Consider the following 13,838-nt stretch of genomic DNA (forward strand, 5'->3'; position numbering starts at 1 on the left):
GACGCGGGGCCCACCCGGCTCGACCGCTAGCGTCGCGCGCATGGTGCGATGGCGGTCGGGAACGGTAACGGCGGTCCGGCGGGAATGGAGCGGCGCGGTCGAGTTGGCCGTCACGCTCCCCGACGACTCGACGATGCGCGCGCTCGCCTACCCCGAGTTGGTGGGTCAACCCCGCGTCGGCGATCGGGTGCTGCTCAACGTCGGCGCCCTGCTGATGGGCCTCGGCACCGGCGGCTACGCCCTGGTCGTGGCCCTGCCGGACCGGCTGCCACCGGATCCGCCCGCGCCGGCGGACAATCGGGCCGGAGGCCACCTGGTCAAAGCCCGCTACACCCCGTTGCAGCCGATCCTGCTCGGCGTTGACGAGGAGGCGTCCCCGCACCGGGCGGCCCTGGCCGACGCCGACGACCTGGGCGGCCTGCCCGTGGTCACCGCCGACCTGCACTCCGCTCTCCCGGCGGTACTCGCCGGGATCCGCGCCGACGCACCCGACGCACGGGTGGCGTACCTGCTCACCGATGGGGGCGCGCTGCCGGCCTGGTTCTCCCGCACCCTGGCCGGGCTCCACGGACACCTTGCCGGCACGATCAGCGTGGGGCAGGCGTTCGGCGGCGACCTGGAGGCGAGCACCCTGCACTCCGGCCTACTCGCCGCGCGGCATGTGCTCCACGCCGACCTGGCCGTCGTCGCCCAGGGACCCGGCAACCTCGGTACCGGTACCCGCTGGGGCTTCTCCGGGGTGGCGGTCGGCGAAGCGGTCAACGCGATCGCCGCACTGGGCGGACGGCCGGTCGGGTCCCTCCGCATCTCTGCCGCGGATCCCCGTCCCCGGCACCAGGGCGTCTCCCACCACAGCCTGACCGCGTACGGTCGGGTAGCCCTGGCCCCCGCCGAGCTGGTCGTGCCGGACCAACTCGACCCGGCGCTGGCCGCCGCGGTCGAGGCGGCACTGGCTCCGCTCACCGCCCGGCACCAGGTGCGCCGGGTGCCGGTGACCGGCCTCGACGCCGCGCTGCGGGCCAGCCCGGTGCCGCTGTCGACGATGGGTCGCGGCCTGGATGCGGACCACGCCTACTTCCTCGCCGCGGCGGCGGCCGGACGGTACGCCGCGCGGCTCGCCCGCTGACCGCCGCTCAGGCCATGATCAACAGGATGGCCAAACCCACCACCATCGCGGCCAGGGCGAGCGCCAGCACCCAGGTGGGCACCGTGTACTCGCCGCGGCGGTTTCGCTCGATCTCGGCACGAATCTTCTGGCGGCGGCGCTCGGTCCAGCTCTGCTTCTCGGAGCCGGAACCGCCCGGGTGACTTGGCATCATGGCCTGGCCAGCCTACCCGGCAACCGCCGGGTAGGCTCACCCGCGCCCGTCCCGCTCACATGCTGGCGATCAGCCGCTCCACCCGCTCGTCGTACGCCCGGAAGGGGTCCTTGCACAACACGGTGCGCTGCGCCTGGTCGTTGAGCTTCAGGTGCACCCAGTCAACGGTGAAGTCCCGCCGCTTCTCCTGGGCGTGCCGGATGAACTCGCCCCGCAGCCGTGCCCGGGTGGTCTGCGGCGGCGTCTCCTTCGCCTCGAAGATCTCCGGGTCGGTTGCCGCCCGGTCCACCTGGCCGCGCCGTTCCAGCAAGCCATACAGGCCCCGGCCGCGACGGAGGTCGTGGTAGGCGAGATCCATCTGTGCCACCCGCGGATGCGACAACGGCAGCTCATGCTTGCGTTGATACCGCTCGATCAGATGTAGCTTGGTCACCCAGTCGATCTCCCGGGCCACCGGCTCCAGATCACCGGTCTCCACCGCCCGCAGCACCCGACCCCAGAGCTCCACCACCCGCTTCGCCGTCTGATCGCCGCCGCGCCGCTCGACGAACTCCGTGGCCTTCGCCAGATACTCCTGCTGGATCTCCAGCGCGCTGATCTCCTTCCCGGAAGCCAGCCGGACCTTCCGCCGCCCGGTGATGTCGTGCGACACCTCGCGGATCGCGCGGATCGGGTTCTCCAGCGTCAGGTCCCGCATCACCACCCCGGACTCGATCATCCGGAGCACGATGTCCGCGGCGCCCACCTTCAGCAGGGTGGTGACCTCGTTCATGTTCGAGTCGCCGACGATCACGTGCAGTCGGCGGTACCGCTCCGCGTCCGCGTGCGGCTCGTCCCGGGTGTTGATGATCGGCCGGCTCCGGGTGGTCGCCGACGAGACCCCCTCCCAGATGTGCTCGGCCCGCTGCGACAGGCAGTAGACAGCCCCCCGCGGCGTCTGGAGGACCTTCCCCGCACCACAGATCAACTGCCGGGTGACCAGGAACGGGATCAACACATCCGCCAACCGGCCGAACTCGCCGTGCCGGGAGACGAGGAAATTCTCGTGGCACCCGTACGAGTTCCCGGCCGAATCGGTGTTGTTCTTGAACAGGTAGATCTCACCCGCGATGCCCTCGTCGTGCAGCCGCTTCTCCGCATCGACGAGCAGTCCCTCCAGGATCCGCTCGCCGGCGCGGTCGTGCGCCACCAGATCGGCCACCGAGTCGCACTCCGGCGTCGCGTACTCCGGGTGCGAGCCGACATCCAGGTACAGCCGGGCGCCGTTGCGCAGGAATACATTGCTCGACCGGCCCCACGACACCACCCGCCGGAACAGGTACCGCGCGACCTCGTCGGGGGACAACCGGCGCTGCCCACGATAGGTGCAGGTGACGCCGTACTCGGTCTCGAGGCCGAAGATTCGCCGCTCCATGATGAGACACTAGCCGCACAAGGCGACATCTGGGCAGTGCTCACCACACCTGTCCCCGCCGGCTCGGGGCCGGCTGCGGCCCGCCCCACCCCGCCCGCGGGGTACGGTGCAAGCCGTGAGGATCCTCGTCACCGGCGGGGCCGGCTTCATCGGTTCAGCGTATGTGCGCCGGCTGCTCCGCGGCACCGAACCGGTTCCCCGGCCAGACCGGGTAACCGTGTTCGACTCGTTCACGTACGCCGGCACCGACGGCAGCCTCGCCACCGTCCGAGACGACCCCCGCCTACACGTCGTCCGCGGCGACGTACGCGACGTACGGCTGGTGGACGCCACCGTCGCCGGACACGATGTCATCGTCCACTTCGCCGCCGAATCCCACGTGGACCGTTCCATCCACAGCGCCAGCCCATTCGTCAACACCAACGTGGGCGGCACCGGTGTCCTACTCGACGCCGCCCTGCGGCACCGCACCGGACGGTTTCTCCACGTCTCCACCGACGAGGTGTACGGCTCCATCGACCAGGGCTCGTGGCCCCCCTCAGCGCCGCTGAACCCGAGCTCCCCGTACTCGGCCAGCAAAGCCGCCGCCGACCTGCTCGCCCTCTCCTACCACCGCACCCACGGGCTGGACGTGGTCATCACCCGGGGCGCCAATAACTACGGTCCCTTTCAGCACCCCGAGAAGCTGATCCCGCGCTTCGTCACCAACCTTATCGATGGACACAACCTGCCGCTGTACGGTGACGGCGGTGACATCCGGGACTGGCTACACGTGGAGGACCACTGCCGCGGCATCTCGCTGGCACAGCGGGACGGCCAGGCCGGAATGGTGTACCACCTCGGCGGGGGCACTGCCCTGACCAACCGGGAACTGACCGGCGCACTGCTCACCACATTCGACGTCGGTTGGGATCGGGTGACACCGGTAACCGACCGAAAGGGCCACGACCGCCGGTACGCCCTCGACATCACCGCGACAAAGCGCGATCTCGGCTGGGAACCCACCGTCGACTTCGATCAGGGTTTGACCGCCACCATCGACTGGTACCGGGAGAACCGGGCCTGGTGGGAGCCGCTGATCGAGGCGTGAACGGCCACATCCGGTGGCCCTGGTGGGCCTAGGAATCGGGGCGTTCCGCCGCCTCGGTCGAGTCCACCGCCTCGGTCGAGTCCACCGCCTCGGTCGAGGCTTCCGCCGATGCGGCCGCGGCCCCACCACCGTCGAGCAGGGCGGCCAACGCCGCGCCGGTAACCCGCCGGAAGGTCCGCCCGGCCCGGCCGCGGTCCAGGATGGCGACCTCCAACTGGTCGGCCGCGATCGTGCGGGCGGACCCGCCCTCCCCGCCGACGCTACCCAGGGCCTGCACCGCCACCTTGACCGCGTCACCCAGCGACATGTCCGGACGGTGGTTCGACTTCAGCACCCCAGCGATCGCCTCGGTCTGACCGCCCATCGCCATTCGGCCGGGCTCATCGTTGACAGAGCCGTCGTAGGTCAACCGGTACAGCTCGTCCTCCGCCGCCGTTGCCCCGACCTGAGCGACACAGATCTCCACCTCAAACGGCTTGGACTGCTCGGTGAAGATCGCGCCGAGCGTCTGCGCGAACGCGTTGGCGAGCGCCCGCCCAGTCACGTCCCGCCGGTCGTAGCTCAGACCGTTCAGGTCAGCCATCCGCACGCCCGCCCGCCGCAGGTTCTCGAACTCGTTGTATCGGCCCACAGCGGCGAAGCCGATCCGATCGTAGATCTCACCGACCTTGTGCAGGGCGCTGGAGAGGTTCTCCGCGACGAAGAGCACCCCGTCTGCGTAACTCAGGACCACCGCGCTGCGCCCGCGGGCGATGCCCTTGCGGGCCAGCTCGGAACGGTCGCGCATGATCTGCTCGGGCGAGGCGTAGAACTGCATGGCCACGACAGAAGTTCTCCTTACGGCGCTGTGCTGGTCGATGGGGGGTCGGGTAGCGGGCTCAGCCGCCCGGATTCTCCATCCGGCCGGCGACCACACTTTCGGCGATCGCCGCCGTCTCCGCCTCGGTGAGTCGGTGCGTGCCCTCCGCCGTGGCGGACATCACCACCGGATAGATCCGCCGGGTCAGGTCCGGCCCGCCGGTGGCGGTGTCGTCGTCAGCCGCGTCGTACAGGGCCTCCACGGCCAGACGCACCGCATCGTCAACGGAGAGCCCGTACCGGAACCGCTTCTTCAGCGCCGACTTGGCGAACAACGAGCCGGAGCCGACCGCGTCGTAACCGGTCTCCTCGTAGGGACCGCCGGTCACGTCGAAGCTGAAGATCCGACCGGCCTTCGCCGGGTCCGTGGCGGCCAGATCGAACCCGGCGAAGAGCGGGACCACAGCGAGCCCCTGCATCGCCGCGCCGAGATTGCCCCGCACCATCGCGGCCAACCGGTTGGCCTTACCGTCGAGCGAGAGCATCGCGCCCTCGATCTTCTCGTAGTGCTCCAGCTCGACCCGGAAGAGTCGGATCAGCTCGATCCCGATTCCGGCGGCACCCGCCATACCCACCAGGGAGTATTCGTCCGCCGGATACACCTTCTCGATGTCTCGCTGGGCAATCAGGTTGCCCATGGTGGCGCGGCGGTCACCCGCCAGCACGACCCCACCGGCGGCGGCGATGGCGATGATGGTGGTGGCGTGCGGCGTCAGGTCCGTGGCCACCCCGGGCGGCAGCGGCCGCCGTCCGGGCAGCAACTCCGGCGCCGCCTGGCTCAGGAACGCGGAGAAGGAGGACGTTCCCGCGCTGGTGAACAGATCCGGAAGACGCCCGGATGGGTCGAAAGCCGCTGCCACGTGGTTCCTCTCAGGTACGTGATCGTCCTGGTCGGTCTGCCCGGACCTCTCCGGACCCGCCAGGACCGCCGTTGCGGTTAGAGCAGGGTATCCCGCACCCCTCCGGCGCGGTGATCGTGTCCAGGTGGTGGCGGATCCCGCCCCGACTCCTATTCGCCACCCTTCTGCACGTAGCCCCGGACGAATTCCTCGGCGTTCTCCTCAAGGACGGAGTCGATCTCGTCGAGTAGGTCGTCCACGTCCTCGGTGATCTCGGCGTGGCGCTCGGCGGCCTCCGCGCTCGCCTCCGTCGTGACGTCCTCGATCTCCTCGCTCTGCTGGGACCGGCCGGTCTGCGACTGCCCACCACTGTCACGGCTCGCCATGGCTGCCTCCTCCACGATCGTCTGCGACGAACTTACCTCGCGCGGACCACGAAATGGCCCGTCGCGCGCCAGTCACGTGATCCCGGGCCACCGCGTGGGGCGGCTCAACCACCGGTGAGCGTCTCCAGCAGATCCTTGGCGCTCTCGCAGCGGTCAAAGAGGGCACCGACGTGCGCCCGGGTGCCGCGCTCCGGCTCCATCATCGGCACCCGCACCAGCGACTCCCGGCCCACGTCGAAGATGACCGAATCCCAACTCGCCGCAACCACCTCGGAGGCGAACTGGGCGAGGCAGCGGCCCCGGAAGTAGGCCCGGGTGTCCTCCGGCGGCTCGGTCATCGCGACCTGGGCCGCCTCCTGGGGCAGCAGTGTCCTCATCGCGCCCCGCGACACCAACCGGTGGTAGAGCCCCTTCTCCGGGCGAACATCGGAGTACTGCAGGTCGACCAGTTGCAGCTTGGACGCCCCCCAGCCGAGCTTCTCCCGCTCCCGGTAGCCCTCCAGCAACCGCAGCTTCGCCACCCAGTCGAGCTCGTCAGCGCAGAGGAAGACGTCCCGGCCCAAGCGGTCCAGCACGCTCTCCCACCGCTCCAACACGTCGGCGGTCTGCTCGTCAACATCGCTGCCGTACCGGTCGTCCACGAAGGAGCGCACCCGCTCGTAGTAGGCCCACTGAACATCCAACGCGGTGAGCCGCCGCCCGTCCCGCAGCCGCATGAGGTGGCCGAGGGAGGGGTCGTGGCTGACCGCACGGAGCTCGCTGACCGGGTCCGCGATGCCGAGGTCAGCGACGAGCGCCTTCTCCTCGATCATGGTGAGGATCAGCGCGGTCGTGCCGACCTTGAGGTACGTGGAGATCTCCGACAAATTGGCGTCGCCGATGATGACGTGCAGCCGGCGGTACTTGTCGGCATCGGCGTGCGGCTCGTCGCGCGTGTTGATGATGGGCCGCTTGAGCGTGGTCTCCAGCCCCACCTCGACCTCGAAGAAGTCGGCGCGCTGGGAGATCTGGAAGCCGCTCTGTCCGCCGTCCTGGCCGAGGCCGACCCGCCCGGCCCCAGCGACGATCTGCCGGGTGACAAAGAACGGAGTCAGATACGTGACGATGTCGGCGAAAGGGGTCTGCCGCCGCATCAGGTAATTCTCGTGGGCGCCGTAGCTGGCACCCTTGTTGTCGGTGTTGTTCTTGTACAGGTGAATGGGGTGACTACCGGGGATGGTGGCGGCACGTCGGGCCGCCTCGGCCATCACCAGCTCCCCCGCCTTGTCCCAGCGCACCAGGTCCCGCGGGGTGGTCACCTCGGGAGTGGAGTACTCCGGGTGGGCATGGTCCACGTAGAGCCGGGCGCCGTTGGTGAGAATCACGTTGGCCAGGCCGAGATCCTCGTCGGCGAGGGCCTCGGCCGGGTCGTACGCGGCACCGGAATAGGTGAAGCCGCGGGCGTCGCGCAGCGGCGACTCCTCCTCGTAGTCCCAGCGAGCACGCCCCCCGCGATTGAGTTCGGGCCGCGCCCCGTAGGCGTTGACCACCTGCGAGGAGGTGACCATCGGGTTGGCCCCGACCTGACTGGGAACGGAGATGCCGTACTCGACCTCGGTGCCCATGATCCGTCTAACGCTCATCAACCTACCCGCTTCACTCGCCCCGACCGACCGATCCCTTCGTCGAGAGTAGTCGGCATCGCACCCGATCGTGACGCGGCGGTGCGGAGCAATTACCCAGCGAGCGGTACGGGCCCGTGCCCAGCGAAGGTTACGGGCCCGGGTCCAACCACGACCCTGGCCCGTGCCCTCCGTCGTCAGAGATACTGGCCGGTGTTACTGGCGGTCTCGATGGACCGGCCCGCATCGGCGCCCTTGCCGCCGGAGACGAGCGTACGGATGTAGACGATCCGCTCGCCCTTCTTTCCGGAGATGCGCGCCCAGTCGTCGGGGTTGGTGGTGTTGGGTAGGTCCTCGTTCTCCCGGAACTCGTCAACGCAGGCATCGAGGAGGTGTTGCAGCCGCAGGCCCTTACGGGCCGAGGTGAGGAACTCCTTGATGGCCATCTTTTTACCCCGGTCCACGATGTTCTGGATCATCGCCCCGGAGTTGAAGTCCTTGAAGTAGAGGACGTCCTTGTCGCCGTTGGCGTAGGTGACCTCGAGGAAGCGGTTCTCCTCGGTCTCCGAGTACATCCGCAGAACGACCGCGTCGATCATCGCCGCCACGGTGGCCTGCGGATCGCTGCCGTGCTCGGCCAGGTCGTCCGGGTGCAGGGGCAGGCCGGGGAGAATGTACTTGGAGAAGATGTCCTTCGCCGCCTCGGCATCCGGCCGCTCGATCTTGATCTTGACGTCGAGCCGACCCGGTCGCAGGATCGCCGGATCGATCATGTCCTCCCGGTTGGAGGCGCCGATGACGATGACGTTTTCCAGGCCCTCCACCCCATCGATCTCGCTGAGCAGCTGCGGGACGATGGTGTTCTCCACATCCGACGAGACACCGGAACCCCGGGTACGGAACACGGAGTCCATCTCGTCGAAGAACACGATCACCGGTGTGCCCTCGCCGGCCTTCTCCCGAGCCCGCTGGAAGACCAGCCGGATGTGCCGCTCGGTCTCGCCGACGTACTTGTTGAGCAGCTCCGGGCCCTTGATGTTGAGGAAGTAGCTGGTGTGCTTCTCCTCGCCACGTCGCTCGGCGATCTTCTTCGCCAGCGAGTTGGCCACCGCCTTGGCGATCAGCGTCTTGCCACAGCCCGGCGGCCCGTAGAGCAGAATGCCCTTCGGTGGCCGAAGCTGGTGCTCCCGGAACAGGTCAGCGTGCAGGAACGGCAGCTCCACCGCGTCGCGAATCTGCTCGATCTGCGCGTGAAGACCGCCGATGTCGGTGTAGTCGACATCCGGCACCTCCTCCAGGACCAGCTCCTCGACCTCACTCTTCGGAATCCGCTCATAGGCGTACGCCGAGCGCGGCTCGATCATGAGGGAGTCACCCGCCCGAATCGGGGCGTCGATCAACGTCTCCGCGAGGTGCACGACGCGCTCCTCGTCCGAGTGGGAGACCACGAGGGCACGGTCGGCGGGAGCGCCGTCCGGCCCGGCGAGCACCTCCTTGAGCATGACCACCTCACCGGCCCGCTCATACCCGAACGCGTCAACGATGTTGAGCGCATCGTTGAGCAGCACCTCCTGCCCCCGGCGCAGGTCGGCGACCTCCAGAGATGGTGAGACGGCCACCCGGAGCTTCCGGCCACCCGTGAACACATCCACCGTGCCATCGTCGTGTCGCGCCAGGAAGACCCCGTAGCCGCTCGGCGGCTGGGCGAGCCGGTCGATCTCCTCCTTGAGCGTCACGATCTGCGCTCGCGCCTCCTTGAGAGTGCTCACGAGCCGCTCATTGTTCTCAGTCAGCCGCGCCAGTTGCGCCTGGGCTGCCGCCAGCCGCTCCTCGAGCTGCCGGACCTGTCGGGGGCTTTCGGTCAATTTACGCCGCACCAGAGCGAGTTCCTCTTGCAGGAACGCGACCTGCGTGGAGAGATCGTGGGCCTCCTTCTCCCACCGTGCGGCGCGCGAGTCCACGTCGTCGCTGCGTGCCACGTCCCACCTCCCCGGGCTTGAACGTTCTGCCCTAACACTAGCCGCTATGAGGCCGATTCGGTCCCATGCGACACCCTCGTCACCGAACCTTGATCGCTCCGGGTGGGCCCGGGAACACCTCCGACGGTTCGGGTACCGTCAAGGCGAACGACGGACGAACCTGGGGGAATGGTGATCGAGGTCGCGACGGGCCAGCTACAGGTCTGGGTGGACCAGGACCTGTGCACGGGCGATGGGCTCTGCGTCCAGTACGCGCCAGAGGTCTTCGAGTTCGACATCGACGGCCTGGCCTACGTCAAAGGACCGGACGGTGAGCTGGTGCAGGCCCCGGGCGGCCGGGTGGAGGTGCCGGAACACCTCCGCCTTGAGGTCATCGACTCGGCGAAGGAGTGCCCGGGCGAGTGCATCCACGTGCTCCGCACCGACGACGGCACACCAGTCGCGGGCCCGGAAGCCGAAGACTGACGGCCACCGCCGGGCGTGGTGCTGCCGCGCCGAGCCGTTCCCGGCCGAACGCGAGCCGTCAGCCCTCAACCGAGTGATCGCTCCTCAGCCCAGTGGCCGACCGATGGCCGAGGCGACCAACCGGGCGAACTCCTCCAGACGGGCGATCTGCCCGGCGCCGCCGTCGTCCAGGGTCTTGCCGAAGCGCAACGCGTCATGCCGGGGAGCACCGGCCCCCTCCTCGCCCGACGGTGCCTCGTCCAGCGACTTCAACAACAGGTAAACATCGATGCCATCCACCCGCACGGTGCCGTCGTCGGCGCGGGTGAGTCGCCGCCGACAGCCGACCTCGGTGACCGAGGAGACCGGAACCACCCGCAGCGAAGAGGTCATCGAGCCAGGTGGGCCGTCTCCCGGCGGGATGTCCTCGCCGTGCCACAGGATCAGGCGGCTGCCGTCACAGATAACCACCTCCTGCCAGACTCCGTTGACCTCGTTGACGAACCGCTCCAGGGTGAAGCCGAGCACGGAGGCGCCGCGGAGCACCCCGCCGAGAGTCTCCAGGGCCACATCCGGGTCGCGCAGGTAGGCGCGTGCCGCGGACTCGAGGTCCCGATACGGCGACCAGTCCGGAAACACCGCTGGCACGTCACCACCGCCCAGGCCCGGCCGCTTCATTCCGCCTCCCCGCACCACCGGTCCACGCCGGTCGGCCGCTGTTGCGTCATTCCCCGCCGTCCTGCTCGACCGTCATGACCGTCATCCCTCCTCCGCCGATGCGGCCTGGGCCGCCGCCGCCTCCCGCAGCGCTGCACGGCGCTGCGCGTAGGCCTCCATCCCCTTGCTGGGCTTGCGCCGGCGAGGTGGGGCGGTAACCCCCGGGGCGAGCTTACGCGCAGACACCAGGAACGCGGTGTGCGCGATCATGCGGTGGTCGGGCCGAACGGCAAGCCCCTCCGCGTGCCAGTCCCGGACCAGGGATTCCCAGGCCCGCGGCTCCGTCCAGCCACCCCGCTCCCGCAGCGCCTCCACCAGCTCGGAAAGCTGCGGGGTGGTGGCGACGTACCCGATCAGCACCCCACCGGGCACCAGGGCCCGCTCGACCATGTCGAGCTTCTCCCAGGGCGTGAGCATGTCCAGGATGACCCGGTCGAAGCCGGTCTCCGGATTCGCCGCCACGTCCCCCACCCGCAGCCGCCAGGCCGGGTGCGGGCCACCGAAGAACGCCTCGACGTTCCGTCGGGCGATCTGGGCGAAGTCGTCACGCACCTCCCACGAGTGCAGCTCTCCGGTGGGGCCGACGGCACGCAGGAGGGAACAGCTCAGCGCGCCGGACCCGGCCCCCGCCTCCAGCACCCGCGCGCCGGGGAAGACGTCACCCATCGCGACGATCTGGGCCGAGTCCTTCGGGTAGATCACCTGGGCGCCACGCGGCATCGACAGGACGTAGTCGGCGAGCAGCGGGCGCAGAGCCAGGAACGCCGTACCACCACCGGCGGTGCTGACGACGCTGCCGTCGGGCTGACCGATCAGTGCGTCGTGGTGCAGGATGCCGCGGTGGGTGTGGAACTCCTTGCCCGGCTCGAGGGTGACGGTGTGCATTCGACCCTTCGGGTCGGTCAACTGCACCCGGTCACCGGGCTGAAACGGCCCCCGGCGCGCTGGAGGCGGTGCGGGGACGTGCTGGTCGGGCACGTCGGAGGGCGGTGCGGTCACGTGTTCATCTCCGGTGGGGTTCGAGCAGTTGAGCAAGATCCGCGAGGTACAGGATGCCGACGACATCTTCGCCTGAGGTCACCACGTACTGTGCGCCCGGGTGCTGCCGCACGGTCTCCATCACCTGCTCGCCGTCGAGACCGACCGGCACGGTCGGTACCTCGGCCAACGGCCGGGCCACCTCGTCCACCGTCAACCAGGGCCGACGGTTGACCGGGACCGCCGCGGCGGCAGCCGGGTTGACCAGGGCGTGTGGGCAGCCTGCGGAGTCGGTGACCAGCAGCGGGGCCGGTGGGTCGGTTCCGGCGGCGCGGCGCTGCGCCTCGGCGAGTGGAGTGCCGGCCGGAACGGCGCAGACCGGACGAGCCAGCCGGGGGAGATCGATCAGCGGAAGCCGGCGGGTGATCCGGGCCAGCCGAATGGACTGCCCGGCGCCGCGCCAGAGGGTGAACGCGACCAGCAACATCAGCGGCATCGCGAGCAGCACCAGCGGCGTCGAGGGACCGCTCAGGGCTAGTACGACGGCGGCCCCGCCCGTGCCGACGGCGACAACCCGACCAACCCAGCCCGCCACCTCGGTGGCCCGGTGCCGGTCCCGGGTGGCGGCCCAGACGGCGGCCCGCAGTGCGCGGCCGCCATCGAGCGGCAACCCGGGTAACACGTTGAACACCGCGACCACGACGTTGCTCACCGCGAGCTGGAAGGCGAGCTGATGACCCAAGGTGTGCTCGGGTAACGCCAGGGTGACGGCGACCGCCGCCGCACCGAGTACCGCGGAAACCGCCGGCCCGGCGAGGGACACCAGCAGATCAATCCGGGGCGTCGGGGCATCTCGGTCCATCTCGGTGTAGCCACCGAGCAGTTCCAGGGTGATGCCCTTGACCCCGATCCCGAATCTCCGGGCGGTGAGGGCATGACCGAGCTCGTGCAACAGCACCGACCCGAGCAGGGAGACGACGAAGCCGAGGCCGATCAGGTAGCCACTGGCCGGAGAGAGGGCGAGCTCCTGACGGGCGAACTCGGCGTACAGCACGGTCACGGCCAGGGTGAGCAGCAGCATCGACCACTCGAGGTGCAGCGGCACCCCGATCACCCGGCCGACGGTTACCCCGGCCGGCCGGTGCCGGACTCGCCTTCTGGACTCCACCGGCCCGATGCTACGCGGGAGCGGATCATGCCCTGCAGACGGCGCGGGTCAGGCTGTCACCCCGGTGCCCTACCCTTTCCGGTCATGACAGCGGATCCGGTGACAGCCCAGCAGCTCTCGCCCACGGCGGAGGTGCCGGCCACGGCGGAGGTGCCGGCCACGGTACGGGCTTCGCTGTCCCCCTCCCGGGCGGCCGACTTCAAGACCTGCCCGTTGCTCTACCGATTCCGCAGCATCGACCGGCTGCCCGAGCAGCCCAGCGTGGAGCAGGCCCGGGGCACCCTGGTCCACGCCGTACTGGAGCGCCTGTTCGACCTGTCCCCCGCGGAGCGCACCCCGAGGGCGGCCAGCGACCTGGTGGCTCCGCAGTGGGAACGGCTGGTCACCGAGCAGCCGGAGCTGGCCGCCCTGTTCACCGACGACACCGAGGCCCGGTCGACGTTCCTGCGCTCGGCCGCGGGGCTGCTTCAGGGCTACTTCGCGGTGGAGGATCCGCGCCGTCTGGAGCCGGCCGAGCGGGAGAGTCTGGTCTCCGCGGTGGTGGACGAGGAGTTGCTGATCCGGGGCTACCTGGACCGGTTGGACGTGGCGCCGGACGGCGCGCTGCGGGTGGTCGACTACAAGACCGGCGGCGCACCGCGGGAGGCGTTCGAGGCGCGGGCGCTGTTCCAGCTCAAGTTCTACGCCCTGGTGCTGTGGCGTACCCGCGGCGTGGTGCCGCGGGTACTGCGGCTGCTCTACCTGAAAGATGCGGAGGTCTGCGACTACACCCCGGACGCCGACGAATTGGTGCGATTCGAGCGCACGGTGGTGGCGCTGTGGCGGGCGATCGAGGCGGCCACCGCCGCCCGGGATTTCCGCCCGCGGCCGAGCCGACTCTGTGACTGGTGCAGCCACCAGCGGTTGTGTCCGAGTTTCGGGGGCACGCCGCCGCCGTTCCCGGTCGGCCCGGACCCGGCCGACCCGCTCCGTGACTCGCGACCCCGGCCGATATCGCCCGGCGCCGACGTGTGAGTGGACACCGGGTGCCGGCGGTGGTGCCCGC

At 69.7% G+C, this 13,838-nt stretch carries 14 protein-coding genes; 4 read left to right on the forward strand and 10 right to left on the reverse strand.

The genetic code is table 11. The annotated features are described in order from the left end of the window. The first annotated feature begins 40 nt into the window (after positions 1 to 40). Positions 41 to 1,126, forward strand: coding sequence for a DUF3866 family protein (locus H0524_RS00800; protein ID WP_180196939.1), 1,086 nt, complete (start codon positions 41 to 43; stop codon positions 1,124 to 1,126). Between the two features lie 7 nt (positions 1,127 to 1,133). Here H0524_RS00800 and H0524_RS00805 read toward each other — a convergent pair whose 3' ends face one another. Continuing rightward, the gene (locus H0524_RS00805; protein WP_018725015.1) at positions 1,134 to 1,319 is read right to left on the reverse strand and encodes a hypothetical protein; all 186 of its coding nucleotides are present in this window, start codon (positions 1,317 to 1,319) and stop codon (positions 1,134 to 1,136) included. A 55-nt stretch (positions 1,320 to 1,374) separates the two neighbouring features. Beyond that, positions 1,375 to 2,733 carry a Pup--protein ligase gene (gene pafA, locus H0524_RS00810; RefSeq protein ID WP_018725016.1) on the reverse strand — a complete coding sequence of 453 codons (1,359 nt, stop codon included), beginning with the start codon at positions 2,731 to 2,733 and terminating at the stop codon, positions 1,375 to 1,377. Between the two features lie 115 nt (positions 2,734 to 2,848). Here pafA and rfbB point away from each other — a divergent pair, with 115 nt between their 5' ends. Next, on the forward strand, positions 2,849 to 3,823 hold the full coding sequence (rfbB, locus tag H0524_RS00815) for a dTDP-glucose 4,6-dehydratase (protein ID WP_180196940.1): 975 nt from the start codon (positions 2,849 to 2,851) through the stop codon (positions 3,821 to 3,823). A gap of 28 nt (positions 3,824 to 3,851) precedes the next feature. Here the strand turns inward: rfbB and prcA are convergent, their stop codons facing one another. The 5 genes from prcA to arc all read right to left on the reverse strand — a co-directional run bounded on the left by prcA (position 3,852) and on the right by arc (position 9,486). After that, positions 3,852 to 4,646, reverse strand: coding sequence for a proteasome subunit alpha (gene prcA, locus H0524_RS00820; RefSeq protein WP_180196941.1), 795 nt, complete (start codon positions 4,644 to 4,646; stop codon positions 3,852 to 3,854). A 55-nt stretch (positions 4,647 to 4,701) separates the two neighbouring features. Further along, complete coding sequence (prcB, locus tag H0524_RS00825) at positions 4,702 to 5,541, reverse strand: proteasome subunit beta (RefSeq protein ID WP_018725019.1); 840 nt, start codon at positions 5,539 to 5,541, stop codon at positions 4,702 to 4,704. 149 nt (positions 5,542 to 5,690) lie between these two features. Beyond that, the gene (locus H0524_RS00830; RefSeq protein WP_018219802.1) at positions 5,691 to 5,906 is read right to left on the reverse strand and encodes a ubiquitin-like protein Pup; all 216 of its coding nucleotides are present in this window, start codon (positions 5,904 to 5,906) and stop codon (positions 5,691 to 5,693) included. A 104-nt stretch (positions 5,907 to 6,010) separates the two neighbouring features. After that, positions 6,011 to 7,528, reverse strand: a complete 1,518-nt coding sequence (gene dop, locus H0524_RS00835) for a depupylase/deamidase Dop (RefSeq protein WP_375371982.1) — start codon at positions 7,526 to 7,528, stop codon at positions 6,011 to 6,013. 176 nt (positions 7,529 to 7,704) lie between these two features. After that, positions 7,705 to 9,486 carry a proteasome ATPase gene (gene arc, locus H0524_RS00840; RefSeq protein WP_180196942.1) on the reverse strand — a complete coding sequence of 594 codons (1,782 nt, stop codon included), beginning with the start codon at positions 9,484 to 9,486 and terminating at the stop codon, positions 7,705 to 7,707. Positions 9,487 to 9,657: 171 nt separating this feature from the next. Here arc and H0524_RS00845 point away from each other — a divergent pair, with 171 nt between their 5' ends. Next, entirely contained in the window at positions 9,658 to 9,951 is a 294-nt protein-coding gene (locus tag H0524_RS00845) for a ferredoxin (protein ID WP_180197113.1), read from the forward strand. 84 nt (positions 9,952 to 10,035) lie between these two features. On the opposite strand, the gene H0524_RS00850 is transcribed toward H0524_RS00845, so the two are convergent. The 3 genes from H0524_RS00850 to H0524_RS00860 form a co-directional block, all read right to left on the reverse strand. Then, entirely contained in the window at positions 10,036 to 10,608 is a 573-nt protein-coding gene (locus H0524_RS00850; RefSeq protein ID WP_180196943.1) for a hypothetical protein, read from the reverse strand. An 81-nt stretch (positions 10,609 to 10,689) separates the two neighbouring features. Beyond that, entirely contained in the window at positions 10,690 to 11,646 is a 957-nt protein-coding gene (locus H0524_RS00855; protein ID WP_180196944.1) for a tRNA (adenine-N1)-methyltransferase, read from the reverse strand. 4 nt (positions 11,647 to 11,650) lie between these two features. Then, a complete protein-coding gene (locus H0524_RS00860; RefSeq protein WP_180197114.1) occupies positions 11,651 to 12,739 on the reverse strand; it encodes a M50 family metallopeptidase in 1,089 nt (362 codons plus the stop codon). 138 nt (positions 12,740 to 12,877) lie between these two features. Here H0524_RS00860 and H0524_RS00865 point away from each other — a divergent pair, with 138 nt between their 5' ends. Further along, positions 12,878 to 13,807, forward strand: coding sequence for a PD-(D/E)XK nuclease family protein (locus tag H0524_RS00865; protein ID WP_180196945.1), 930 nt, complete (start codon positions 12,878 to 12,880; stop codon positions 13,805 to 13,807). Positions 13,808 to 13,838 lie beyond the last annotated feature (31 nt).

The organism is Salinispora sp. H7-4, from assembly GCF_013416675.1.
GTDB classification, from domain to species: domain Bacteria; phylum Actinomycetota; class Actinomycetes; order Mycobacteriales; family Micromonosporaceae; genus Micromonospora; species Micromonospora vitiensis.